Origin of the sequence: Pseudoxanthobacter sp. M-2, from assembly GCF_046156265.1 — a bacterium.
In the GTDB taxonomy this organism is placed as follows: Bacteria; Pseudomonadota; Alphaproteobacteria; order Rhizobiales; family Segnochrobactraceae; genus CAMDHY01.
Map to the genome: position 1 here is coordinate 175,994 of NZ_JAWDIR010000033.1, position 22,693 is coordinate 198,686.

24 protein-coding genes are annotated in these 22,693 nt (G+C 70.8%); 8 read left to right on the forward strand and 16 right to left on the reverse strand.

All coding sequences use genetic code 11. The annotated features are described in order from the left end of the window. Nucleotides 1-13: 13 nt before the first annotated feature. Nucleotides 14-235 (reverse strand): lipoprotein, encoded by a 222-nt coding sequence (locus RUR49_RS15890; RefSeq protein WP_409147365.1) that lies wholly within the window; start codon nucleotides 233-235, stop codon nucleotides 14-16. Nucleotides 236-309: 74 nt separating this feature from the next. Then, the gene (argH, locus tag RUR49_RS15895) at nucleotides 310-1,743 is read right to left on the reverse strand and encodes an argininosuccinate lyase (RefSeq protein ID WP_409147366.1); all 1,434 of its coding nucleotides are present in this window, start codon (nucleotides 1,741-1,743) and stop codon (nucleotides 310-312) included. A gap of 62 nt (nucleotides 1,744-1,805) precedes the next feature. Between argH and tlpA the strand changes: the two genes are divergently transcribed. Further along, the gene (gene tlpA, locus RUR49_RS15900; protein WP_409147367.1) at nucleotides 1,806-2,588 is read left to right on the forward strand and encodes a thiol:disulfide interchange protein TlpA; all 783 of its coding nucleotides are present in this window, start codon (nucleotides 1,806-1,808) and stop codon (nucleotides 2,586-2,588) included. Nucleotides 2,589-2,606: 18 nt separating this feature from the next. Here the strand turns inward: tlpA and RUR49_RS15905 are convergent, their stop codons facing one another. The 10 genes from RUR49_RS15905 to RUR49_RS15950 all read right to left on the reverse strand — a co-directional run bounded on the left by RUR49_RS15905 (nucleotide 2,607) and on the right by RUR49_RS15950 (nucleotide 12,685). After that, entirely contained in the window at nucleotides 2,607-3,584 is a 978-nt protein-coding gene (locus RUR49_RS15905; RefSeq protein WP_409147368.1) for a sulfotransferase family protein, read from the reverse strand. Next, nucleotides 3,581-4,462 (reverse strand): 3-hydroxybutyryl-CoA dehydrogenase, encoded by an 882-nt coding sequence (locus RUR49_RS15910; protein WP_409147369.1) that lies wholly within the window; start codon nucleotides 4,460-4,462, stop codon nucleotides 3,581-3,583. The genes RUR49_RS15905 and RUR49_RS15910 overlap by 4 nt, the downstream gene beginning before the upstream one ends. A 141-nt stretch (nucleotides 4,463-4,603) precedes the next feature. Beyond that, entirely contained in the window at nucleotides 4,604-5,551 is a 948-nt protein-coding gene (locus RUR49_RS15915; protein ID WP_409147370.1) for an electron transfer flavoprotein subunit alpha/FixB family protein, read from the reverse strand. Then, nucleotides 5,551-6,300 (reverse strand): electron transfer flavoprotein subunit beta/FixA family protein, encoded by a 750-nt coding sequence (locus RUR49_RS15920; protein WP_409147371.1) that lies wholly within the window; start codon nucleotides 6,298-6,300, stop codon nucleotides 5,551-5,553. Before RUR49_RS15920 ends, RUR49_RS15915 begins: the two co-directional genes overlap by 1 nt. A gap of 176 nt (nucleotides 6,301-6,476) precedes the next feature. Further along, the gene (locus RUR49_RS15925; protein WP_409147372.1) at nucleotides 6,477-7,169 is read right to left on the reverse strand and encodes a rhomboid family intramembrane serine protease; all 693 of its coding nucleotides are present in this window, start codon (nucleotides 7,167-7,169) and stop codon (nucleotides 6,477-6,479) included. 28 nt (nucleotides 7,170-7,197) lie between these two features. Then, on the reverse strand, nucleotides 7,198-7,773 hold the full coding sequence (locus RUR49_RS15930) for a cob(I)yrinic acid a,c-diamide adenosyltransferase (protein ID WP_409147373.1): 576 nt from the start codon (nucleotides 7,771-7,773) through the stop codon (nucleotides 7,198-7,200). A gap of 26 nt (nucleotides 7,774-7,799) precedes the next feature. Continuing rightward, complete coding sequence (locus tag RUR49_RS15935; protein WP_409147374.1) at nucleotides 7,800-7,991, reverse strand: twin transmembrane helix small protein; 192 nt, start codon at nucleotides 7,989-7,991, stop codon at nucleotides 7,800-7,802. A 141-nt stretch (nucleotides 7,992-8,132) separates the two neighbouring features. Beyond that, a complete protein-coding gene (locus tag RUR49_RS15940) occupies nucleotides 8,133-10,076 on the reverse strand; it encodes a GSCFA domain-containing protein (RefSeq protein ID WP_409147375.1) in 1,944 nt (647 codons plus the stop codon). 177 nt (nucleotides 10,077-10,253) lie between these two features. Next, nucleotides 10,254-10,892, reverse strand: a complete 639-nt coding sequence (locus RUR49_RS15945) for a sulfotransferase domain-containing protein (RefSeq protein WP_409147376.1) — start codon at nucleotides 10,890-10,892, stop codon at nucleotides 10,254-10,256. A gap of 527 nt (nucleotides 10,893-11,419) precedes the next feature. After that, nucleotides 11,420-12,685: a ubiquinone biosynthesis hydroxylase gene (locus tag RUR49_RS15950; protein ID WP_409147377.1), complete on the reverse strand. Its 1,266-nt coding sequence runs from the start codon at nucleotides 12,683-12,685 to the stop codon at nucleotides 11,420-11,422. Between the two features lie 186 nt (nucleotides 12,686-12,871). Between RUR49_RS15950 and tesB the strand changes: the two genes are divergently transcribed. The 7 genes from tesB (at nucleotide 12,872) to RUR49_RS15985 (ending at nucleotide 18,794) form a co-directional block, all read left to right on the forward strand. After that, nucleotides 12,872-13,732, forward strand: coding sequence for an acyl-CoA thioesterase II (tesB, locus tag RUR49_RS15955; RefSeq protein WP_409147378.1), 861 nt, complete (start codon nucleotides 12,872-12,874; stop codon nucleotides 13,730-13,732). A 221-nt stretch (nucleotides 13,733-13,953) separates the two neighbouring features. Further along, a complete protein-coding gene (locus RUR49_RS15960) occupies nucleotides 13,954-14,292 on the forward strand; it encodes a P-II family nitrogen regulator (protein WP_409147379.1) in 339 nt (112 codons plus the stop codon). Between the two features lie 2 nt (nucleotides 14,293-14,294). Further along, nucleotides 14,295-14,495 carry a hypothetical protein gene (locus tag RUR49_RS15965; protein WP_409147380.1) on the forward strand — a complete coding sequence of 67 codons (201 nt, stop codon included), beginning with the start codon at nucleotides 14,295-14,297 and terminating at the stop codon, nucleotides 14,493-14,495. Nucleotides 14,496-14,805: 310 nt separating this feature from the next. Further along, a complete protein-coding gene (locus RUR49_RS15970) occupies nucleotides 14,806-15,144 on the forward strand; it encodes a P-II family nitrogen regulator (protein ID WP_409147381.1) in 339 nt (112 codons plus the stop codon). Nucleotides 15,145-15,190: 46 nt separating this feature from the next. Continuing rightward, nucleotides 15,191-16,573 carry an ammonium transporter gene (locus RUR49_RS15975; protein WP_409147382.1) on the forward strand — a complete coding sequence of 461 codons (1,383 nt, stop codon included), beginning with the start codon at nucleotides 15,191-15,193 and terminating at the stop codon, nucleotides 16,571-16,573. A 176-nt stretch (nucleotides 16,574-16,749) separates the two neighbouring features. Beyond that, complete coding sequence (locus RUR49_RS15980; RefSeq protein WP_409147383.1) at nucleotides 16,750-17,787, forward strand: HlyD family secretion protein; 1,038 nt, start codon at nucleotides 16,750-16,752, stop codon at nucleotides 17,785-17,787. Continuing rightward, complete coding sequence (locus tag RUR49_RS15985; protein WP_409147384.1) at nucleotides 17,784-18,794, forward strand: FUSC family protein; 1,011 nt, start codon at nucleotides 17,784-17,786, stop codon at nucleotides 18,792-18,794. The genes RUR49_RS15980 and RUR49_RS15985 overlap by 4 nt, the downstream gene beginning before the upstream one ends. A 30-nt stretch (nucleotides 18,795-18,824) precedes the next feature. Here RUR49_RS15985 and RUR49_RS15990 read toward each other — a convergent pair whose 3' ends face one another. From RUR49_RS15990 to RUR49_RS16005, 4 genes are all read right to left on the reverse strand, one after another. Continuing rightward, on the reverse strand, nucleotides 18,825-19,700 hold the full coding sequence (locus RUR49_RS15990) for a tellurite resistance TerB family protein (RefSeq protein WP_409147385.1): 876 nt from the start codon (nucleotides 19,698-19,700) through the stop codon (nucleotides 18,825-18,827). 108 nt (nucleotides 19,701-19,808) lie between these two features. After that, a complete protein-coding gene (locus RUR49_RS15995) occupies nucleotides 19,809-21,179 on the reverse strand; it encodes an ATP-binding protein (protein ID WP_409147682.1) in 1,371 nt (456 codons plus the stop codon). 41 nt (nucleotides 21,180-21,220) lie between these two features. Then, on the reverse strand, nucleotides 21,221-21,931 hold the full coding sequence (locus tag RUR49_RS16000) for a response regulator (RefSeq protein WP_409147386.1): 711 nt from the start codon (nucleotides 21,929-21,931) through the stop codon (nucleotides 21,221-21,223). Then, nucleotides 21,928-22,464, reverse strand: a complete 537-nt coding sequence (locus RUR49_RS16005) for a MarR family winged helix-turn-helix transcriptional regulator (protein ID WP_409147387.1) — start codon at nucleotides 22,462-22,464, stop codon at nucleotides 21,928-21,930. Before RUR49_RS16005 ends, RUR49_RS16000 begins: the two co-directional genes overlap by 4 nt. Nucleotides 22,465-22,693: the final 229 nt, after the last annotated feature.

Consider the following 22,693-nt stretch of genomic DNA (forward strand, 5'->3'; position numbering starts at 1 on the left):
GAGGTCGGCGGCGTCAGAGCAGCGGGTCGAGCACGAACGGCTCGAGCGGCGCGCGCGGGCCGCTCGGACGGTCGGGCCTGGCCGGCACGGTGTTCTCGCGCGGCTTCGAATCCGGCGGGAACTCGAGGCCGCCGCGGCGGCCGCAGCCGGCGGTCGACAGAAGGGCGGCGACGACGAGGCCGGTCGCGACGAGGCGCAGCGCGGTCGCGCCGGCGGTCGGTCGAAAAGTCGGCATGCCGGTGCGCGTCTCCGTCTCGGACGGCGCGATCATAGCGAAGCGGCGGCGCACCGGAAGGGGCGCGTTGGCGGTCACGGGGCCCGCCGGCCGCGACCGCGCGGCTTGCCCTCGGCTTTGAGCCGCCGTGTCCACGCGGCGGCCTGCCGGCGGACGTTCGCCGGCGCCGTGCCGCCGTAGCTGGTGCGGCTCTTCACCGAGGCGTCGACGGTGAGGACGGCGCGCACTTCCTCGCCGATGCGCGGCTCGATCGCCTGCATGTCGGACAGCGGCAGCCGGTCGAGCGACACGCCTTTCTCGGCGGCAGCCGCGACGATCGAGCCGGTGACGTGGTGGGCCTCGCGGAACGGCAGGCCGAGCACGCGCACCAGCCAGTCGGCGAGGTCGGTGGCGGTGGCGTAGGACGCGCCGGCGGCCTTGCGCATCGCCCGCGGGTCGGGCTCTAGGTCGCGCACCATGCCGGCGGTGGCGGCGAGCGCCAGCGACAGGTTGGTGAGCGCGTCGAAGGTCGGCTCCTTGTCTTCCTGCATGTCCTTCGAATAGGCGAGCGGCAGGCCCTTCATCACCACCGTGAGCGTGGTGAACGAGCCGAGGATGCGGCCGACCTTGGCGCGCACCAGCTCGGCAGCGTCCGGGTTGCGCTTCTGCGGCATGATCGACGAGCCGGTGGTGAAGCGGTCCGACAGCCGCACGAACGAGAACGGCGCCGAGCACCAGATGACGATCTCCTCGGCGAGCCGCGAGAGATGCACCGAGGCGATCGAGGCGGCGGCGAGCGATTCCAGCGCGAAGTCGCGGTCGGAGACGGCGTCGAGGGAGTTCGCCGTCGGCCGGTCGAAGCCGAGCGCCGCCGCTGTGGCGTGGCGGTCGATCGGGAAGGACGTGCCGGCGAGCGCGGCCGAGCCGAGCGGGCACTCGTTCAGCCGCTTGCGCGCGTCGGCGACGCGGCCGCGGTCGCGCGACAGCATCTCGACATAGGCGAGGAGGTGGTGGCCGAAGGTGACCGGCTGCGCCGTCTGCAGGTGGGTGAAGCCCGGCATGACGGTGCGGGCGTGTTCGGCCGCCTTCTCGACAAGCGCCGTCTGCACGTCCTTCATGCCGGCGTCGAGGGTGTCGAGGGCGTCGCGCACCCAGAGGCGGAAGTCGGTCGCCACCTGGTCGTTGCGCGAGCGCGCCGTGTGCAGGCGGCCGGCCGTCGGGCCGATCAGCTCGGCGAGGCGCGCCTCGACGTTCATGTGGATGTCTTCGAGCGCGCGGGAGAAGGCGAAATCGCCCGCCTCGATCTCGGCGAGGACGGCGTCGAGCCCGCGTGCAATCTCCAGGGCATCTTCCGCCGCGATGATGCCGCGATCGGCGAGCATGGCGACGTGCGCCTTCGAACCGGCGATGTCCTGGCGATAGAGCGCCTTGTCGAAGTCGATCGAGGCGTTGATCTCGGCCATGATGGCGTCGGGCGCGGCGGCGAAGCGCCCGCCCCACATGCGGTTGCGGCCGGCGGTCTCGGTCATCGGGCGTGGGCTCCGGGATAGCGGCGTGACGGGCGGAACGGACAGAGCGGAGACGAGTGGCGATGAGTGACGAAGACGACAGCGGCCCGGCCGAACCGACGGTGAAGCGCCGCCGCCGCCCGTCGCTCAAGGTGCTGGCGATCGCCGCCGTCGCCGGCATCGCCGCCGGGCTCGGCGCGGTATACGTGATCGGCGGCTTCGGAGGCAACGACGAGACGACCGTCGTCTCCTGCGAGGGCTCGGTGCCGACGGCGGCGGCGCTCAGGCCGGTGGCGCGCGGCGAGGTGGCCGCCTTCACGCCGGCGGAGAACCCGGTCTACGTCGGAGACCTCGCCTTCGTTCGCCCCGACGGCACGCCGGGGACGTTCGCCGACTTCGCCGGCAAGACCGTGCTCCTCAATCTCTGGGCGACCTGGTGCGCGCCGTGCCGGGAGGAGATGCCCGCCCTCGACGACCTGCAGGCCGCCCTGGGCAGCCCGGCCTTCGAGGTGGTCGCCATCAACGTCGACACCCGCGACGACGGTCGCGACGCGCGTTTCCTCGAGGAGACCGGCATCGTCAGCCTGGCGCGCTATGTCGACCGCTCGATGGCCGTCTTCAACACGCTGAAGGGGCGGGCGCTCGCGGTCGGCATGCCGACGACGCTGATCGTCGACGGTACGGGCTGCCAGCTCGGTGTGATGCACGGCCCGGCGGCGTGGGATTCGGCGGACGCGAAGGCGCTGATCGCCGTCGCCCTCGATCCGGCGCCCAAGGCCGAAGAAGAAGGCGAAGCCGCAACCGAAGACGCGGCGGAGGGCGAAGCGGAGGCCGAGGCGGCGGCGGAGAAGCCGGCGGGACATTGAAGGCCCGGCCCGGCCTCCTCAGTCCGGATAGCGGCTGGTGTCGAGCCAGCCGGAGACGTCGAGGCCGGTGAGGGCCTGGAACTCGGCGAGATCGTCGCGGAACACGTCGGCGAGGTGCACCGCGTCGGCCCGCGTTAGCACCGACGGATACTCGACGCGCTTCTTCTTGCTGTTGACGTGCAGCGCCTCGAGATCGTCGGGAAACGGTTCGACGCCGAGGAACGCCGTCACCTTGGCGAGTGCCGAGCGGTGGCTCTTGAACAGCTCCTCCGAGGTCAGCGGCAGGATCTGCTCGCGTGGATAGAGCGTGAGGAAGCGGCGCATCTGTGCGCCGTAGAAGCCCCGCTCGACATAGGAGTGGACGCGTTGCGAGTGGCCGGTGTCGCCGGCGTCGGCGACCCGCTGGCGGCCACCGCGGATCGCCTCCTCGAACAACAGACCGTCCTCGCCCCGCGCATAGGCCATCGCCCACTGCGAGAACGCCCGGTCGATCGGGTTGCGGAAGACGACGATGAAGCGGACGTCCGGGCTGTAGGCGTGGATGCGCCCGAGCGACGGTGGCCAGAAGAAATAGACCGGCGTGCATTCGCCGGCGATCGCCGCATCCGGATAGACGGGAAAGAGGCGGTGGTAGCGCCGATAGTCGGGCGCGTCCCAGTCCTGCGTCTCGTCGTCGAAGAAGTGCAGTTCCTTCGAGCCGCCGAGGCCGATCTGCCGATGCCGCTCGAGATAGGCGTGCAGGGTGGAGGTGCCGCCCTTCTGGACGCCGGCGACGAGGAAGCCGACCTTGAAATCCGGCTGCTCGTCGGCCCGCGGCAGGGCCTGCTTCTCGGCCTGCTTCTGCTTCTTGAACGCCCGCTTCTTGATCTGCTCGGGCGTCAGCTCGCCGCGCCGCTTTCGGCGCTCTTCCGGCGTCAGCTGCTGGCGCTGCTGCCGCCGTTCTTCCTTCCGAGCCTTCTTGGCGGCCTTGAGCGCCGCCTCGTCGCTGGCCGTCATCGCGTCGGCACAGCCTTTTCACCGCGGTAGTCGTAGAAGCCGCGCTGCGTCTTGCGGCCGAGCCAGCCGGCCTCGACATACTTCACGAGCAGCGGACAGGGCCGGTACTTGGTGTCGGCGAGGCCCTCATAGAGCACCTGCATGATCGACAGGCAGGTGTCGAGGCCGATGAAGTCGGCGAGCTGCAGGGGGCCCATCGGGTGGTTGGCGCCGAGCCGGAGCGCCGTGTCGATCGCCTCCACCGAGCCGACGCCCTCGTAGAGGGTGTAGATCGCCTCGTTGATCATCGGCAGCAGGATGCGGTTGACCATGAAGCCGGGGAAGTCCTCGGCCACCGCGATCGTCTTGCCGAGGCGGGCGCAGAACACCTTCGAGGTCTCGAAGGTCTCGTCCTCGGTGGCGATGCCGCGGACGAGCTCGATCAGCTCCATCAGCGGCACGGGGTTCATGAAGTGGATGCCGATGAAGCGCTCCGGCCGGTCCGTCGAGGCGGCGAGCCGGGTGATCGACAGCGACGAGGTGTTGGTGGCGAGGATCGCCTCGGGCTTCAGGAGCGGGCAGAGCTGGGCGAAGATCTTGCGCTTCACCTGCTCGTTCTCGGTCGCCGACTCGATGACGAGATCGGCCTCGCCGAGGTCGTCGAGGTTGTTGGCGGGGCCGATGGCGCCGAGCGCCGCGACCTTCGCCTCCTCGCTGATCAGGCCCTTGGCGTGCTGGCGCGTCAGGTTGCCGTTGATGGTGGCGAGGCCGGACTGGATGCGATCCGGCGAGACGTCGTTCAACAGCACGGTGTAACCGGCCAGCGCGCAGACGTGGGCGATGCCATTGCCCATCTGGCCGGCGCCGATCACGCCGATGGTCTTCAATTCGCCTGCCATGATGCCGTTCGATCCCGCCGCGGGCGCGTTCGCGCCTCTCCGTCCTGTCACGTCGTCCGTCTTTCGCGTCTTCATTCGGGGCTCATTGTCGATGGACGCGCGGCGGTCGGCAAGCCGCCGCGCGAACATCGCATCACACGACTAACGCTTCACCTTGGCGACTTCCGACGCGAATTCCGGCACCGCGGTGAACAGGTCGGCGACGAGGCCGTAGTCGGCGACCTGGAAGATCGGTGCCTCCTCGTCCTTGTTGATCGCCACGATCACCTTGGAATCCTTCATGCCGGCGAGATGCTGGATGGCGCCGGAGATGCCGCAGGCGACGTAGAGGTCGGGCGCCACCACCTTGCCGGTCTGGCCGACCTGCCAGTCGTTCGGGGCGTAGCCGGCGTCGACGGCGGCGCGGCTCGCGCCGATCGCCGCACCGAGCGCATCGGCGAGCGGCGCGATCACCGACTGGAACTTCTCCGACGAGCCGAGCGCCCGGCCGCCGGAGACGATGACCTTGGCCGAGGCGAGCTCGGGCCGGTCGGAGGCGGACAGCTCGGCCCCGACATAGCGCGACACGCCCGGGTCGGCTGCGGCGGAAACCGCTTCGACCGGAGCCGACGCGCCGCCCTCGCCGGTCGACTGGAACGAGGCGGTCCGCACGGTGACGACCTTCTTGGCGTCGGTGGCCGTCACCGTCTGGATGGCGTTGCCGGCATAGATCGGCCGCTTGAAGGTGTCGGGCGCGAGCACCGCGATCACCTCGGAGACCTGCATGACGTCGAGGAGGGCCGCGACGCGCGGCATGACGTTCTTCGCCGACGCGGTGGCCGGGGCGACGATCGCGTCATAGGCCGGCGCCAGCTGGACGATGAGGGCGGCGAGCGGCTCGGCAAGCGCATGGGCAAGAGCCGCGTCGTCGGCCAGCAGGACCTTGGTCACGCCGTCGAGCTTGGCGGCAGCGTCCGCTGCGGCCTGGCAGCCCTGGCCTGCGACCAGCACGTGGACGTCGCCGCCCATCGCCCTGGCGGCGGTCAGCGCCTTGCCGGTGGCGTCCTTCAGGGTGGCGCCGTCGTGCTCGGCGAGAAGCAGCGTCGTCATCAGAGAACTCCCGCCTCGTCCTTGAGCTTCGCTACGAGCTCGGCCACCGAGCCGACCTTGACGCCGGCCTTGCGGCCGCCCGGCTCCTCGGTCTTGACCACTTTCAGGCGCGGCGCCGGATCGACGCCGAAATCGGCCGGCGACTTCTCGTCGATCGGCTTCTTCTTCGCCTTCATGATGTTGGGCAGCGACGCGTAGCGTGGCTCGTTCAGGCGCAGGTCGGTGGTGACGATCGCCGGCATCGTCAGCGACACCGTCTCGAGGCCGCCGTCGATCTCACGGGTTACGTCGACCTTGCCGTCGCCGATCACCACCTTCGAGGCGAAGGTGCCCTGGGCCCAGCCGAGGAGGGCTGCGAGCATCTGGCCGGTCTGGTTGCTGTCGTCGTCGATCGCCTGCTTGCCGAGGATGACGAGGCCGGGAGCCTCGGCATCGACCACCGCCTTCAGGATCTTGGCGACCGCCAAGGGCTCCACCTCGACGTCGGTCTTCACGTGGATGCCGCGATCGGCACCCATCGCGAGTCCGGTGCGGATCGTCTCGGCCGCCTTGTCGGCGCCGATCGAGACGATCACCACCTCGGTCGCCTTGCCGGCTTCCTTCTGGCGCAGCGCCTCCTCGACGGCGATCTCGTCGAAGGGGTTCATCGACATCTTGACGTTGGCGAGGTCGACCCCGGAGCCGTCGGGCTTCACGCGGACCTTGACGTTGTAGTCGATAACCCGCTTCACGGGCACGAGGATCTTCATGTCCTGCTCAACCTTCTCCCAGGGAGGTCGCGGCCGGCGGGGCGGCCTGCGCCGCGGCGCCTGTGGCAGCCGGGGCGGATCGAAGCGGGCCGGACCCTACTGTTGCGGTGCAACGGGTGTCAACGCGGCGGGCTTGCGGAGACGCTGGATTCCCTTGCGCGATTCTCCGGCGCGACTCACTTCGGCACCGGTCGGTCGAGCAGCGGCACGCCGCGGCGGCGCAGCGGTACCACCAGCGCGGCGCCGGCAATGAATCCGCCGATGTGCGACCACCAGGCGACCGCCCCTTCCGTGTCGGTGGCGGCGTTCCAGACCTGGAATGCCGCCCAGGCGAGGATGAGCCAGGCGGCCGGCAGCCGGATCGGGATCGGCCCGAGCACCAGCACCCAGGCGCGGACGTGCGGGTGCAGCACGAGATAGGCGCCGACGATCCCCGCCACGGCCCCGGAGGCGCCGATCATCGGTGCCTGCGAGGCGGGGTCGACGAGCACGTGGGTCAGTCCCGCGGCCGCCGCGCAGGCGAGATAGAAGAGGGCGAAGCGGGCATGCCCGAGCGCGTCCTCGACATTGTCGGCGAACACCCAGACGAACGCCAGGTTGCCGAGGAGGTGCGCCCAGCCGGCGTGCAGGAAGGCGTAGGTGACGAGCGTCGCCCACGCCGGCACGATCTCGAGACCCGGCGCCAGCGCCGCGTCGCCGGTCAGCACCGCCGGCACCAGCCCGAGGGCGAGCACCGCGCGGTCGACGACCTCCGGGCTCGCCGCGAGCGTCGCCAGGAAGGCGATCACCGTCACCCCGAGGATGCCGTAGACGACCACCGGCGCGGCGATGTGGCGGTGCGGGTTGTCGTCGTGGATGGGGATGAACACCGGCGCCGACCCGTTTCGTCCGCCGCCCTCAGCGGTTCTGGCCGGGAACCCACAGCACGTCGTCGGCGCCGTCGGCATTGGCGACGCGGCCGGCGACGAACAGGAGATCCGACAGCCGGTTGAGGTAGCGCATCGCGGCCGGGTTGACCTCCTCCGCATCGGCGAGCGCCACCGCGAGGCGTTCGGCGCGGCGGACGACGGTGCGGCAGACGTGCAGTTCCGTGGCGAGCGCCGTGCCGCCCGGCAGCACGAACGAGCGCAGCGGCTGCAGGCGCGCGTTGAGGGCGTCGATCTCGGCCTCGAGCCGGTCCACCTGCGCCTCGACGATGCGCAGCGCCTCGTGGCGCGGCGGCGGGTCGTGCGGGGTCGCGAGGTCGGCGCCGAGGTCGAAGAGGTCGTTCTGGATGCGCGCCAGCAGGGCGTCGCAGGCGGTGTCGCCGGCGGCGACGGCGGCGATGCGGGCGCGGCCGAGGAAGGCGTTCGCCTCGTCGACGGTGCCGTAGGCCTCGACGCGCGGATCGGCCTTCGAGCGGCGCGGTCCGGAGGCGAGGCCGGTGGTGCCGTCGTCGCCGGTGCGGGTGTAGATGCGGTTGAGCGCGACCATCGGCCAGTTCCCCGTCGTCGTGTGCGTCAGCGGCTCGTGAGGTACACCGTCACCATGATGATGACGATGGCCACGAACTGCAGGATCACCCGCCAGCGCATCAGTTTCTGCGACAGGTCGGCGCTGCCGCCGCGCAGCATGTTGAAGAGGCCGAGCACCAGCACCACCGCGACGGCGGCGACCGCGAACGGCACGAGATTGTAGAAGAAGGTCGCCATCGCGGTCTCCTCGACTGCCCGGTTGCGGCTCCGGCCGCCCGGGCGTGCGAGGGTCGAGCATATAGCGCGGGTTGGCCGCGACTTCAGGGGCGCTCACGCCGCAGGGGCGAGAAAGCCGGCCGGCGGAGCCGCCGGACGGAGCTACGCGGCGACGTCGTCGCTTCGCGTCGTCTCGACGGGCTCCGCCGATGTCGCGGTGAGACCCTGCTTGCGCACCTTGCGCTCGACGGCATCGAGGTGGTCGACGGCTTCCTCGCTGTCCGGCCAGAGCGCCGCCGCCGCGGTCGCCGCAGCCACCGCCTCGGCGCGCCGGTCTTCCCGCCACAGCGCCTGCGCCAGCAACCGCCAGAGCGGGAAGAAGGCCGGATCGGGGCTGGTGCCGCTTGCCGACGCGCGGGCGGCGACCGCCTCGGCGAGGGCTTTGAGCCGTGGCGAGACGATCCCCTCGCGCGCCGCCCGCTTCGCCTGATGGGCGATCTCGACGACGGCTTCGGCCGTTGCACCGGCGTCGAGGGCGGCGCCGAGCGTCATGGCGATGGCGGCTGGGTCACCGCCTTCGAAGGCAGTGGCGAGGATGTCGAGCGGCGTCGGTGCGGCCACCACCGGCGACTTGACCTCGGCGGTCGGCGCATCCCGCAGGCCGGCGCGGCGGGCCCGCCGCTTCGCCATCGTGGCGAACTCGGCGAATCCCTCGTCGTCCGGCCAGCGCCGGCTGGCGTCGGCGATGGCGACGGTGGCCTCGGGGATGCGGTCCTCCCGCAGCAGCGCCTGGATCCAAAGCCGCCAGACGTCGGCGAGGGTGGGGGCCGCCGCGATGTCGCCGCCGGCCTCGGCCGCTCCCCGGGCGATCGCCCCGATGACCGCCGCGGGGTCCTCGATGTCGCGCTTGGCCGTCCGGGCGACGCGCGCGACGTGCTCGGGCTTCGGGCCGCCCTTGAGGTAGCGCGCCACCGCGAGGGTTAGCTCGTCGGGACGGGTCGTCAGGGCGTTCAGGTAGTGGACGAAGGCGCGCACGTCCTGCGGTGCCGCGTCCGAGAGCGCGCGCAGGGCGCCTGCGTCCGTGGCTTCTCCCGCCAGCGAGGCCATGTAGGCGGCGTGCGCGGCGCGGCGCTCGGCGGGCGCCTCGCGGAAATAGGTGTCGACGAGCCGCTGCACGATCTTGCCGACGAAGGCATCGGAGACGTGACGGCGGTCGCTCTGGAAGACCGACCAGTCCCGCGTCAGCATGACGCTCTCGTAGCTCGGGAAGTAGTCGACCCCCTCGTTCGCCGCGACGATCTCGCCGCAGACGGCGCGCAGCACCGACTTGCCGTACATCGTCGCGGTGATGACGTCCTCGTCGGTGAACGTGCGGTCGAGGGGCACCGGCGAAGTGGTGATCAGGAACGTCGCCGCCGGGTTGAGGGCGCGGACCGCGTCGATCGCCGCCTGCACGTCGGCGAGGCAGGTGGCGAAATCGAGCCGGCGGAACGTGAAGCGCGACAGCGCGCGCCGGAACGCCGCCTGCACCGGCGCCTGCTGGATGGCGAGGCCGCTGGTCTCGTCGACCCATGCCTCGACGAGGCCGAGGGTGAGCACGACGCAATCGGCCGTGAAGGCGTGGCGAAAGACGTCGAAGAGTTCCTGGCGCCGCGCCAGAAGGCGCTCCGGCGTCACCGGGCGGAACCCGCCGAGCTGCAGGTCGATCTGGCTGCCGTCGTTGCAGGTGTACGCGAGCGACGCGACGTCGTCCGCCGTGACGGTTCCGCCCGCCTCGAGGACCCGCCGGGTCCACTCGAACTCCTGCCGGATGGCGGCCGGCGTGTACTTGTTCAGCACCGCGTTGCCGCGCCCGGCCACCCGCTCGGCCTCCGGCGCCGCGAACGCCAGGGTCGGCACGTTGAAGCCGAGCCGGGCGACGTGTTCCTCGATGTTGCGGGCGAAGCACGAGCCGATGGTGAAGACCGTCCCGGACGCCGGAACGACGAAGCGCGGCGTGAACGCCGGCCAGGCCTGCGGAGCGAGCCGCGGCCCGGCGTCTGACCAGTCGGCGTTGGCGTTGGACTTGTCGCGGAGGCGGAGGGCGGCGGGTTCGGCAGGGGGCATCTGGGGGGCGATCACGCAGGGATTCTGTTGGTGACAGAGCACGCAGCAATTGAAGCCGCCGTTCACATTCCCGTGATAGGAGGCGCCTTCCCCCGCTCTTTCGAGGGGTTCCGCTCACGACCCCATTTGGAGACGACCGTTTGCTCGAGGCGGGTCCACCGGAGACCGGCCGGGGCCTCAGGCTTCCCGCGAGCCGTGGTTCTCGAGAGGGTATCCGAGACGGACCAGAACCTCGTCGCAGAAGGCGATGTCGTCGTCGCTGAGATGCTTGCGGAAGCCGCCGACGATCCCCTCGCGCACCTTGTAGGAGTTCGGGTCTTTGCTGTTGGCGGGGGCGAGGATGCGCCCGTAGCGCTCCGCCAACTCGCCGGAGCGCTCGCGGGCCTGCATCTTCTCGAACGAAGCCTCATCGACGGTCGTGACGATCTCCTGGGGGGTGCGCTCCGCCCCGACGAAGCCGACGATTGCCGTGAGCGCCCCCGCCGTGTCGGCCTTCAGGTCCTCGTAGGTGACGGCGTGGAACTTGCCGAGATCGGCGCCGCGCGCCAGCCACTCCATGTTGAAGCGGACGATCTTTTCGATGCCGTGACGCGGGTCGCGGATGAAGTCGGATATAGTGCCCTCGTATCCGCCGAGGCGCTTGGCGGTCTGGAAGTAGCCGGACACGACGGTATCCCGCGGGTCTCGGTAGAGGAAGACGATCGTCTTGCCGGCGAAGGCCTCGGATGCTGGCTGCAGCTCTTCCACGTGGCCAGTCTTCGAGTGGCCGCTGCCGTCGTGGGTGTATTTCGCGTCGAGCTTCAGGCCGTCGAGCATGACGCGCAGCCACGTCCGCCCGGACTTGGGAAACGAGACGACGTTGAATGTCCGGCCCGCCCGCCGGGCGGCCGCCTTGGCCGCCTGCTTCGCCTGGCGCTCCGCCGTTCGCCCGGCGAGTTCGCGCGCTGCCAGTCTCTTACCGGCGCGGCCCTTGCGATCCTGCTCATCTGATGGATCGCCTTTGCCAGTTGCAAAGTCCTTCCGACGGCGCGGAGGAGCCCCGCCTGCAGACCTGCGCGCGGCGCGCCTCTTCTGCCTCTCGGTGCGGAAAGGCGAGAGCAGGCGGTCGAACAGGCGACTGAACGTATTGGCCAAGGAAGCGTCCGTCGGGAGGATGCGCGGCCGGAACACCGGTGGGTGCGGGCCACCTGAGTCGGCGCGGCAAAGAGGCGATCATTCAAGCGCCCCAGATGGGCGAAGTTTGCTGCAGTGGCAACAGCAAATGTCCGCGATCGAAAACCGGTCTCAAGCAAGTGAAACCCAAGGTTGCGATGCGACGTACTTCAGCTGCAGCAAGCGTCGGTTCAGATCGCCTCGCCCTTCATCAGTCGCGGCAGCACGCCGCCGAGGCCGGCGGCTTCGCGGATGAAGGCGCCCTTGGCGGCGGGCAGCCGTTCGACGAGGCCGAGGCCGATGCCGCGGACGAAGCGCACGGGGTCGAAGCCGGTGCGGAACAGCGTGTTGAGCGCATCGGTGACGAGCCCCATCTGCACCGTGTCGAAGCGGCGCCAGCGCTCGTACTGCTCCAGCACGTCGAGCCCGCCCGGATCGAGCCCGAGCCGGCGCGCGTCGACGATCACTTCGGCGAGAGCGGCGGCGTCGCGGAAGCCGAGGTTGAGGCCCTGGCCGGCGATCGGGTGGATGCCGTGCGCCGCATCGCCGGCGAGCGCGAAGCGCGGCTTGACGAACGCGCGCGCCAGCACGAGCTGCAGCGGCCAGGCCCGGCGCGGCCCGACCGGCTCGAGCGCGCCGAGCTGGCGGCCGAAGCGGCGCTCGAGCTCGAGGGCGAAGGTGAAGTCGTCGAGGGCGATGATGCGCTCGGCCTCGTGGGTCGGCTCGGTCCAGACGAGCGACGAGCGGTTGCCGCGCAAAGGCAGGATGGCGAACGGCCCGCCCGGAAGGAAGTGCTCGACGGCCCGGCCCTCGTGCGGGCGCTCGTGCGCCACCGTCGTGACGATGCCGGACTGCTTGTAGTCGTGGCGCACCGTGCCGATGCCGGCAAGGTCGCGCAGCCGCGAGCGCACGCCGTCGGCGGCCACCAGCAGGCGGGCGTCGAGGCGCCGCCCGTCGGCGAGCGTCACCGCGACGCCCTCGGCCGAGACGGTGAAGTCGTCGACGCTCGCCGGCGCGAGCAGCGTCACGCCGGCCGCCTCCGCCGCCCCGGTCAGCGCGGCCGTCAGCGGCCCGTTCGGCACCATGTGGGCGAACGGCTCGCCGGGCTCGACCTCGCCGCCGAAGCCGAGCAGCACCGGCCGCACCACGTCGGCGAGGCGGCTGTCGGTGACGATCATCTCGCGGATCGGCTCGGCGTCGGCCGAGACCGCGCCCCAGACGCCGAGGCGGGTCAGCATCCGCCGCGCCGCCGCGGCGATCGCCGAGGCGCGGGTGTCGCCGCGGCCGCCGGGCGGCGTCGCGTCGACGATGGCGACGCGGGCGTGGCGGTCGGCGCGCGCCACGGCCAGTGCCAGCGACAGGCCGACCGTGCCGCCGCCGGCGATGACGACGTCGAACGGGCCGCTCTCTGCCCCGTCCGCTGCGCGGGGGAGACGGGCGAGGCTGGTGACGCTCACGGGACGAGACCTTCCTGCTGGCTGGACCGGGGTCCCGAGGAACCCCGGGCGAGAACCCCAGATATCTTTCCAACAGTCTAGGGCAGCGCCGCCGCCTTGACACCGGGCACGATGCCGCCGCATGCGGCAGCTCCCGCCCGCGGTCCGACCCCGGCCCGCCGGGTGGGTGTCCCCGGAGCGCCGCCGATGCCCGATGCCGTCGCCAACCTTCTGTCGATCCTCGATCTCGAGCGGCTGGAGCGCAATCTCTTCCGCGGCGTCAGCCCGAAGGACAACTGGCAGCGCGTCTTCGGCGGCCAGGTGATCGGCCAGGCGCTGGTCGCCGCCACCCGCACGGTGGACGGCCGCCAGGCGCACTCGCTGCACGGCTACTTCCTGCGCCCCGGTGACCCGAAGGTGCCGATCGTCTACGAGGTCGACCGCATCCGCGACGGCGGCAGCTTCACCACGCGGCGCGTCGTCGGCATCCAGCACGGCCACGCGATCTTCTCGATGTCGGCCTCCTTCCAGGTGGAGGAGCCCGGCCTCGACCACCAGATGGACGCCGAGCCGGTGCCCGACCCGGAGACGCTGCCGGCGGAGAAGGCGCTGGTCGACAGCCTGATCGACGGCATGGCGCCGGAGGTGCGCGCCTATTTCGAGCGCGAGCGGCTGATCGAGCTGCGCCCCGTCGACATCCGCCACTACACGTCCCGCGAGCCGCTGCCGGCGCGGCAGGTGGTGTGGGTGCGGGCGAGTGCCGAGCTGCCCGACGATCCGGCGATCCACCGCTGCGTGCTCGCCTACGTGTCGGACTACACGCTGCTCGACACGGCGCTGTTCCCGCACGGCCGCATTGTCTTCGACCCGGCGATGCAGGTGGCGAGCCTCGACCACGCCATGTGGTTCCACCGCCCGTTCCGCGCCGACGAGTGGCTGCTCTATGTGCAGGACTCGCCCTCGGCCAGCGGCGCGCGCGGCTTCAATCGCGGCTCGATCTACGACCGATCCGGCCGCCTGATCGCCTCGGTGGCGCAGGAAGGCCTCATCCGTGTGCGCACGCGCTGAGCGACGGAGAGCGTCGATCCAGATGCGCTGCCTGGAAAACACTCAATCGCCTACAGACTAGGCATTTCATGTTGCGCCGCACGCGGTTGGCGGCGCGATCGGGAGCCTGGGAGTCAAATCGACGGGTCGTGCGGCCTGCCGTGGCAAACTGGCACGGCGCTTGATTGTGGTGGAGGGACAGCCGCCGGCATCGTCCGGCCGGCCCAGACCGGGACCGCCGCATGAAGCTCGTCTCTGCCGTCATCCAGCCCTTCAAGCTCGAGGCCGTCCGCGATGCGCTGATCGGGCTCGGCGTGCACGGGCTGACGGTGTCGGAGGCGCGCGGTTTCGGTCGCCAGAAGGGCCACACCGAGATCTACCGCGGCACGGAATACACCGTCGCCTTCCTGCCGAAGCTGATGGTCGAGGTGGCCGTCGACACCGCCATCGTCGACGCGGTGGTGGCGGCGATCACCACCAGCGCGCGCAGCGGCGGCATCGGCGACGGCAAGATCTTCGTCCGCACGCTCGAGCAGGTGGTGCGCATCCGCACCGGCGAAACCGACGCGGAGGCGCTGTGACCATGCACATTCCGACCGTTCCACCGCTGCCGCTGCGCCACCCCGCCGCCGTCGGGCGGGTCGGTGCGATCGGCCGGCCGGCGACCATTCTGCCCGGCTCCCCACAGCAGGGCAGCGGAGGCCGTCGCTCCCTCCTTGCGGCAATTGCCGCGCTGGTCCGTCCGCTCCTGCGCCCGCTCGCGGCGCGCTCCGTTTCCGGGTGAGCCGCGACAGGCGCCCCACCCCCCGTTTCGGTCGCCGCACGCCGGCGACCCGTCCGTCTCCCGTCGCGACCGAACTGGCTCCGGTCGCACCTGGCCCGGGGAACTCAGGTTCCCCGGGCCTCTTTTTTTGGCGGAAAGGCGGCGGCCGCGAGTCGATTTCGCAGCACTGCCTTCCGGTTTGGCACGGTGTTTGATTCTGTTGCGGCGCGGAGCTCGTCGGGTAGGCCGGGACAGGGTCGGTCGGCAGAGCTTGTTCCCCGCCCGATCCCGGGTCCCGCCCCGGGTGAAGGCCAATGATACGGGCAGTCTCATGAAAATCGTGATGGCGATCATCAAGCCATTCAAGCTCGACGAGGTGCGTGACGCGCTCACGGGCATCGGCATCCAGGGCCTGACGGTGACGGAGGTGAAGGGCTACGGCCGACAGAAGGGGCACACCGAAATCTACCGCGGCACCGAATACGCCGTGAGCTTCCTGCCGAAGCTGAAGATCGAGATCGCCGTCTCCTCCGACGCCGTCGACAAGACGGTCGAGGCGATCGCCAGCGCGGCCAAGACCGGCCAGATCGGCGACGGCAAGATTTTCGTCTACTCGATCGACCAGGCCGTCCGCATCCGTACCGGCGAGACCGACGTCGATGCGCTCTGATCCCGCCGCTTCCACTCTCGCCGGCACGAATAGGGGAATTGCCACAATGACAACGAGTTCGATCCTCCGCCGAGCGGTGTCGACGGCGGCGTTTTCGCTGCTCGCCGCCGGCGCCGCCTTCGCCCAGGACACGGCCGCGCCCGCGGTGGAAGCCGTCGTCGAGGCCGTCGCCGTCACGCCGGTGCCCGACAAGGGCGACACCACCTGGATGATGGTCGCCACCATCATCGTGCTGCTGATGACCATCCCCGGCCTCGCCCTGTTCTACGGCGGCCTGGTCCGCGCCAAGAACATGCTGTCGGTGCTGATGCAGGTGTTCATGATCACCGCGGTCGTGATCATCATCTGGGTCACCTACGGCTACAGCCTGGCGCTGACCGACGGCGGCAGCCTCAACACCTACATCGGCGGCTTCTCCAAGCTGTTCCTCGCCGGTGTCACGACGGACTCGGTGTCGGCCACCTTCTCCGAAGGCGTCGTCATCCCCGAGTACGTGTTCATCTGCTTCCAGATGACGTTCGCGTGCATCACCCCCGCCCTGATCGTCGGCGCCTTCGCCGAGCGCATCAAGTTCTCGGCGGTGATGCTGTTCTCCATCCTGTGGGTGACGTTCGTCTACTTTCCGATCTGCCACATGGTGTGGTTCGGTGAGGGCGCGCTGATCTTCGACTGGGGCGCGCTCGACTTCGCCGGCGGCACGGTGGTGCACATCAACGCGGGCATCGCCGCCCTCGTCGGCTGCATCATGCTCGGCAAGCGCACGGGTCTCGGCAAGGACATGATGGCCCCGCACTCGATGACGCTGACGATGGTCGGCGCCGCCCTGCTGTGGGTCGGCTGGTTCGGCTTCAACGCCGGCTCCAACCTCGAGGCCAACGGCGGCACGACGCTCGCGATGATCAACACCTTCACCGCGACGGCGGGTGCCATCGTGGCGTGGTCGATCGTCGAGACCTTCGCCCGCGGCAAGGCGAGCATGCTCGGCGCGGTGTCGGGTGCGGTCGCCGGTCTCGTGGCGGTCACCCCGGCGGCCGGCATCGCCGGTCCGATGGCGGCGATCGTCCTCGGCGCGGTTGCCTCGCTCGGCTGCTACTTCTTCGTGGCGGTCGTGAAGAACGCGCTCGGCTATGACGACAGCCTCGATGTCTTCGGCATCCACGGCATCGGCGGCATCATCGGCGCCATCGGCACCGGCATCGTCGCCTCCGACTCGCTCGGCGGCATCGGCTATGCCGACGGCGTGACGATGGCCGCGCAGGTGTGGATCCAGATCAAGGCGGTGGTGTTCACCATCCTGTGGTGCGGCATCATCTCGGCGATCCTCTTCAAGATCGTCGACCTGATCGTCGGGCTGCGGGTCACGCCGGAGCAGGAGCGCGAGGGCCTCGACCTCGTCTCCCACGGCGAAGCCGCCTACCACAACGGCTGAGGGCGCGCCCGGCTCTGGCCGGGCGGCACTCGCCTTCGACGACGGCGCGGCCCGGGAGGCATCCTCCCGGGCCGTCGCGTTTTTAGGCTTCCCGGCCCGGCGGCGCTTGACGGCACGGGCCAGCCGGGGCTCCCTCGGCGGCCGGTGCGTCGGCTCGGAGTGACAGGGAGACGAGAGTGCGCGCGTTCTTCGCCAGGCATCCCGGTGCGTCGGTGTTCGGCCTGCTCGCGGCGCTGCTGCTCGTCTACGAGATCGTCTCCTCCTTCGTCGCCTACACCACCGATGCCTTCGTGGTCACCGACGTCGTCGTCGTCGCCCCGCAGGTGGCCGGGCCGGTCGCCGCCGTGGCGGTGGCGCGCAACCAGACGATCGCCGCCGGCGACCTCCTGTTCTCGATCGACCCGACGCCGTTCAGGTTCCGCGTCGAAGAGCTCAAGGCTGAGCTGACGCTCGCCCAGGCGAACCACGCCAAGGCCGTCGACCAGGCGTCCGCCGCCGCCTCCGTCGTCAAGTCGGCGCAGTCGACGCTCGACGACGCGCAGATGCGCTTCCAGCGCCTCGCCGCCATCCAGACCTCCGGCGCCGTCACGGTGCAGGCCGTCGACGACGCCAAGCGCGACTTCGACACCGCCGCCGCCCGCGTCGCCGAGCTCACCGCCCTCGAGCAGACGGCGCAGCAGGACATCGCCGTGCAGCTCGCCGCCATCGGCGCGGCGCAGGCGTCGCTGGCGAAGGCGGAGTACGACCTCGCCCAGACCCGCGTCGTCTCCTCGGTCGCCGGCTCGGTCGCCCCCTACGAGATCAAGGAGGGCGACTTCGTCAACATCGGCACGCCGGTGATGGCGGTCGTCGCCGACCGCGGCTGGCGGATCGTCGCCAACCTTCCGGACTACTATCTGGGCGCACTGACGGTCGGCCAGACGGTCTGGGTGCACGTCTCGTCGGACCCGTGGCGACTGCACCGCGCCACCATCCGCTCGATCCCGCGCGGCATCTCGCGCCAGCCCGATCCGCTCGGCGTGCTGCCCTACGTGTCGCCGACGACGGAGTGGATCCGCCTGCCGCGGCGCTTTCCCGTCGAGGTGGACATCGAGGGCTTCGTCGGCCGGGTGCCGCTGTTTTCCGGCGCCGACGCGCGCGTGCTGATGTGGGCGAACACCTTTGCCACCGACGCAGCGCCCGCGGCCGGCTCGCAGGAGCCGGCGACGCAATGATCGGCGGCGAGCGCCAGGCGCTGGTGGCGGCGGCGGGCTGCTGGCTCGCGGCGGTGCTGGCGTTCTGGACCGGCACGTCCGACCCGTGGTGGGCGTGCATCTCGGCCTGGGTCGTCGCCAACCCGAACCGCGATGCGCTGGTGCTGAAGTCGGGCATGCGCGTCGCCGGCACGCTGATCGCCTGCATCATCGGCTACAATCTCGCCCTCGTGCTCGAGGGCCAGCCGGTGGCCCAGGCGCTGGTGCTCGCCATGGTCTGCATGGTGGGCATCATCATGCGCTACCGCAGCCGCTTCGATTATGCGTGGCTGCTCGGCGCCATCACGATCGCGATGGCCCTCGTCGGCTCGATGACGGACCCGGCGACCCTCTACGAGTTCGTCGTCTACCGCGGCCTGGAAATCTGCATCGGCGTCTTCGCGGCGATGGTCGCCTCGCTCGTCCTCGGCGAGAGCCTGCCTGAGAAGCCGAAGGGCTTCGAGCCCGGCGCGGCGGAGGAGAGGCTCAAGGCGCTGCACGCCGCCATCATCGCCGGAGCGGCCCTGCTCACCGCCATGGCGCTGTGGTCCTGGTACGACCTGCCGAGCATCCTGCAGATCGTTGTCAGCATCCTCGCCGTGCTCGACCGCGACATCGCCGTGATGCGCGCGAAGAGCCTGCAGCGCGTCATGGGCTGCCTCGTCGGCGGCAGTGCCGGCCTCGTCATCACCGCGACCGGCGTGTCGTCGTTCTTCGTCTGGTCGATCCTGTTCGTCGGCGGGCTGATGGCGCTCGCCCACCTCTACCACGGCCGCGGCGGCTACTCGTATGTCGGCCTGCAGGGCGGCTTCGCCTTCATCCTGGCGATGGTGACGGGGCTCGGTCCGCCGGACACCATCGATCCGATCGTCGAGCGTGTCGCCGGCATGCTGATCGGCGTCGTCATCCTGCTCGCCGTCGTCGCGATCCTGCGGCCGGCCCTGACGGCGCACCGCGCTGCCGTTCTCGCGCCGTCGCCGCCCGGCTGAGCCGGACGGCGTGGGTCCGTGCGGTCAGGTTCAGCCGACGGTGGCCGCGGCGACCGCCTTCTCGAGCTCGATCTTCAGGCCCGGATCGAGCCCGAGGCGGGCGGCCAGCAGCTGCAGATAGGCCTGCTCCGCCGGATGGTCCGGCGTGATGACGAGCAGCGAGGCGGCGTAGATCTCGGCCGCCACCGCCGGCGTCGACGCCTCCCGCACCAGCCGGTCGATGTCGATCGGCGCGGCGAGTTCGGCCTCCAGGAAGTCGCGGTCCTCGGCCGACAGGCCGATGTCGTCGAGGCGGCCGACGATGCGGGCGCGCTCGTCGGCGTCGACGTGGCCGTCGGCCTTCGCCGCTGCGATCATCGCGTGCAGCAGCGTCAGTGCCAGCGTGCCCTCGCCACCGGGGGCGTGGGCGGGATGGAAGGGGGTCTCGGGCGGCGGCAGCGCCAGCGGCTGGCCGGGCTGCACGGGGGCGGGGGCCGGCTGGCCGGACTGCTGCGCCTGCCAGTTGCGATAGGCCGAATAGGCGAGCGCGCCGACGACCGCGAGGCCGCCATAGGTCAGAGCCTTGCCGCCGAGCTTGCGGGCACCCTTGGAGCCGAGCAGGACCGAGACGAGGCCACCGGCGAGGGCGCCACCGGCGAGCCCGCCCATGCCGCCGCCGAGGGCGCCGCCGAGGCCGCCGCCGCCGCCCTTGCCGCCACCGAGGACGCCGCCCAGCATGTCGCCGAGCCCGCCGAGCCCACCGGCCTGGCCGCCACCGGCTCCGGGCTGACCGCCACCCTGGGCGCCGGGGCGCCCGCCGCCGAGCATGCCGCCCAGCGCGCCACCCAATCCGCCGCCGAGTCCCCCGCCCTGCCCACCGGCACCGGCGCCGAGAAACTGGTCGAGGAGCTTTTTCGTGTCGATCATCGTGCGGGCCCTTCCCTCATGTCGCAGCGCAGGTATGGCGCCGCCCGAGGCGCCGCAAGGGCGACGCCTCCCGGACATGCGGGAATTCCGACGATCTCGGCGACGATCTCAGCCCGGGATGCGCGCCCTGGCCCGCAATCCGCCGAGCGGTGATTCCTCGAGGCTGATGTCGCCGCCGTGACCGCGCACGATGTCGCGGGCGATGGCGAGGCCGAGGCCGGTGCCGGCCTGATCCTGGTTGCGCGCCTCGTCGAGGCGGACGAACGGCTTGAACACCTCCTCGCGCATCTCCGGCGGCACCCCCGGCCCGTCGTCGTCGACGAGCACGGTGATCCAGCCGTCGGCGTGGCGGCCGGAGACCTCGACGGTTCCCGCATGGCGACAGGCGTTGCCGACGAGATTGACGATCACCCGCCGGAAGGCGCTCGCCTTGACGGTCACCTGCGGCTCGCCTTCGAAGCGGGCCGTCACCGCGCAGCCCTCGGACGCCTCCTTGGCGGCGATCTCGGACAGCATCGCCGAGAGGTCGACTGGCGCCGCCTGCTCGTCGCCGTCGCCGCGCACGAAGGCGATGTAGCCCTCGAGCATCGCCTGCATCTCGTCGACGTCCTTCTTGAGCTCCGCCACCTCCTCGCCGTCGCCGAGGAAGGCGAGCTCGAGGCGGAAGCGGGTGAGCATCGTGCGGAGGTCGTGCGAGACGCCGGCGAGCATCGTCGTGCGCTGCTCGATTTGGCGCTCGATGCGGCGGCGCATCTCGAGGAAGGCGTAGGCGGCCTGCCGCACCTCCAGCGCGCCGCGCGGCCGGAAGCCCTCCACCGGGCGACCACGGCCGAAGTCCTCGGCGGCGGCGGCGAGCGTCTGGATCGGCCGGATCTGGTTGCGCAGGAAGGGGATGGCGATGGCGAGCAGCACGAGCGCGGTGCCGACCATCCAGACGAGGAAGATGTGGGCGTTGGCGGCGTAGGTCTGGCTGCGGCGGGCATAGACCTTGAGCTGCCGGTCGCCGAGGTCGATGCGGATCTCGACGAAGTCGGAGCGGCCGACCGTGTCGATCCAGAACGGCTTGCCGATCGATTCGGAGATCAGCCGCGACAACGTGCGGTCGAGCAGCGAGAAGAACGGCTTCTCCGCCGGCGGCGGCAGCGGCTGCTTCGGCAGCACCTCGATCGAGAGCTTGAGGTCGTCGCGGGCGATGCGCTTCAGGGTCGCGTAGTCCGGGTCCTGCGGGTAGGACTGCAGCACGTTGATGACGGCGGTGATATCGCGCACGGTCGCTTCCGACAGCCGCCGCGTCACGAGCTCCCAATGCCGCTCTAGGAAGACGTAGGCGGCGACCGACTGCAGCAGAATCATCGGCAGCACGATGATCAGGAGCGAGCGCGGGAACAGCCTCTTCGGCAGCGTGCGGTGCAGGAAGCGGCCGAGGGTCGGCAACAGCAGGAAACGCCTGGCGCGGTCGCGGACGCGCGCCCAGTCCATTCCCGTGCCGGTCTCGGCCAAGGTCTGTTCGCTCCGTCTTCTCAGCTCGTCGCCAGCCGGTAGCCGATGCCGCGCACCGTCTGCAGGTGCACCGGATTGGCCGGATCGACCTCGAGCTTGCGGCGCAGGCGGTTGATCTGCACGTCCACCGTCCGTTCGCCGAGACTGCCCTCGCCCTCGACCAGGAGGTGACGGGCGATGGTGTCGCCCGGCCGCTCGGCGAAGGCCTTGAGCAGCCGCTTCTCGCGGTCGGTGAGCCGGACGGCGACGTCGCCGCGCATCAGCTCCATCTTCTGCAGGTGGAAGGTGAACGGCCCGAAGCGCACCTCCGCCGGCCCGGTCGAGCGCGGCGCGCGGCGGCGCAGGATGCTCTGGACGCGCAGCAGGAGTTCGCGCGGCTCGAAGGGCTTGGTCAGGTAGTCGTCGACGCCGGCTTCCAGGCCGGCAATGCGGTCGCCCGCCTCGGCGCGCGCCGTCAGCATCAGGATCGGCACGTCCGATTCCGTGCGCAGCGATGCGGCGAGATCGACGCCGCTCTCGCCCGGCATCATCACGTCGAGAATCAGCAGATCGAACTCGAGCTGCGCCATCGAGCGTCGGGCGGCGGCGGCGTCCTCGGCCATCGTCGCGCGGTAGCCGTTCTCGACGAGATAGCGGCGCAGCAGCGTGCGGATGCGCTGGTCGTCGTCGACGACGAGAAGATGCGGTGCGTCGTCCGGCAGGGCCGCGGGGACGGCGACGGCGGACTTCATCGCGGGCTCTCCTTGCGGGCGAGCGCCAGCACGGCGGGACGCTCCTCCTCGTTGACGACGAGGGCGAGGAAGCGCTTCGCCGCCTCGGTGCCGGCAGGGCCGAGGCCGGCGGCCGCCGCCTCGAGCCGCGCCGACTGCAATCGCGCCAGCCGGAGCGCCAGCGCCCGGCCCGCCTCCGTCGGATAGAGCAGGCGCTCGCGCCGGTCGGCGGCGCCGGTGCGGCTGTCGATGAAGCCGGTGTCGACCAGCTGCTTCAGCACCCGCGCCAGGCTCTGCTTGGTGATCTTCAGGATGTCCAGGAGGTCGGTGACGCGCATGCCGGGGTTGCGGTTGACGAAGTGCAGGACCCGGTGGTGCGCCCGCCCGAAATCATACTCGGCGAGGATGCGGTCGGGGCCGCCGACGAAGTCGCGATAGGCAAAGAACAGGAGCTCGATCAGCTCGTAGAGCGGCTCGGCCGCGGCGGCCGCGCTCCGGCCGGGCGGCTCGCGCACGGTCCGCTCCAGATCCTCACCCGAAATTACGTCAGCCATGTTGACTTATTCACGTACGATTGTTACTGAGATGGCCGTCCGGACGAAAGGATCGGACGTTCTCCCGGCCGGCGCGGCCGCGCGGGAGGATACCGGCAACTTTGCCGCGGCGCAAAAAAGGCGGGCGCGCGGACGAGCCGGAGCCGGTGGCTGCGAACCACGCCGCCGACATGCTAGACCGGACACGGACGGACCGAACGAGGCCGCCGGGGCCGGGCGCCGAGGACCG

Excerpts from the sequence above, each read along its gene's own strand:
- RUR49_RS15965 (WP_409147380.1), top strand. The coding sequence starts at position 14,295 with ATGCACATTCCGACCGTTCCACCGCTGCCGCTGCGCCACCCCGCCGCC.
- RUR49_RS15975 (WP_409147382.1), top strand. The coding sequence starts at position 15,191 with ATGACAACGAGTTCGATCCTCCGCCGAGCGGTGTCGACGGCGGCGTTT.
- RUR49_RS15905 (WP_409147368.1), bottom strand. The coding sequence starts at position 3,584 with ATGACGGCCAGCGACGAGGCGGCGCTCAAGGCCGCCAAGAAGGCTCGG.
- RUR49_RS15960 (WP_409147379.1), top strand. The coding sequence starts at position 13,954 with ATGAAGCTCGTCTCTGCCGTCATCCAGCCCTTCAAGCTCGAGGCCGTC.
- RUR49_RS15940 (WP_409147375.1), bottom strand. The coding sequence starts at position 10,076 with ATGCCCCCTGCCGAACCCGCCGCCCTCCGCCTCCGCGACAAGTCCAAC.
- tlpA (WP_409147367.1), top strand. The coding sequence starts at position 1,806 with ATGAGTGACGAAGACGACAGCGGCCCGGCCGAACCGACGGTGAAGCGC.
- RUR49_RS15930 (WP_409147373.1), bottom strand. The coding sequence starts at position 7,773 with ATGGTCGCGCTCAACCGCATCTACACCCGCACCGGCGACGACGGCACC.
- RUR49_RS15985 (WP_409147384.1), top strand. The coding sequence starts at position 17,784 with ATGATCGGCGGCGAGCGCCAGGCGCTGGTGGCGGCGGCGGGCTGCTGG.
- RUR49_RS15935 (WP_409147374.1), bottom strand. The coding sequence starts at position 7,991 with ATGGCGACCTTCTTCTACAATCTCGTGCCGTTCGCGGTCGCCGCCGTC.
- RUR49_RS15915 (WP_409147370.1), bottom strand. The coding sequence starts at position 5,551 with ATGACGACGCTGCTTCTCGCCGAGCACGACGGCGCCACCCTGAAGGAC.
- RUR49_RS16000 (WP_409147386.1), bottom strand. The coding sequence starts at position 21,931 with ATGAAGTCCGCCGTCGCCGTCCCCGCGGCCCTGCCGGACGACGCACCG.
- RUR49_RS15890 (WP_409147365.1), bottom strand. The coding sequence starts at position 235 with ATGCCGACTTTTCGACCGACCGCCGGCGCGACCGCGCTGCGCCTCGTC.
- RUR49_RS15920 (WP_409147371.1), bottom strand. The coding sequence starts at position 6,300 with ATGAAGATCCTCGTGCCCGTGAAGCGGGTTATCGACTACAACGTCAAG.
- argH (WP_409147366.1), bottom strand. The coding sequence starts at position 1,743 with ATGACCGAGACCGCCGGCCGCAACCGCATGTGGGGCGGGCGCTTCGCC.
- RUR49_RS15945 (WP_409147376.1), bottom strand. The coding sequence starts at position 10,892 with ATGCTCGACGGCCTGAAGCTCGACGCGAAATACACCCACGACGGCAGC.
- tesB (WP_409147378.1), top strand. The coding sequence starts at position 12,872 with ATGCCCGATGCCGTCGCCAACCTTCTGTCGATCCTCGATCTCGAGCGG.
- RUR49_RS15990 (WP_409147385.1), bottom strand. The coding sequence starts at position 19,700 with ATGATCGACACGAAAAAGCTCCTCGACCAGTTTCTCGGCGCCGGTGCC.
- RUR49_RS15995 (WP_409147682.1), bottom strand. The coding sequence starts at position 21,179 with ATGGACTGGGCGCGCGTCCGCGACCGCGCCAGGCGTTTCCTGCTGTTG.
- RUR49_RS16005 (WP_409147387.1), bottom strand. The coding sequence starts at position 22,464 with ATGGCTGACGTAATTTCGGGTGAGGATCTGGAGCGGACCGTGCGCGAG.
- RUR49_RS15970 (WP_409147381.1), top strand. The coding sequence starts at position 14,806 with ATGAAAATCGTGATGGCGATCATCAAGCCATTCAAGCTCGACGAGGTG.
- RUR49_RS15910 (WP_409147369.1), bottom strand. The coding sequence starts at position 4,462 with ATGGCAGGCGAATTGAAGACCATCGGCGTGATCGGCGCCGGCCAGATG.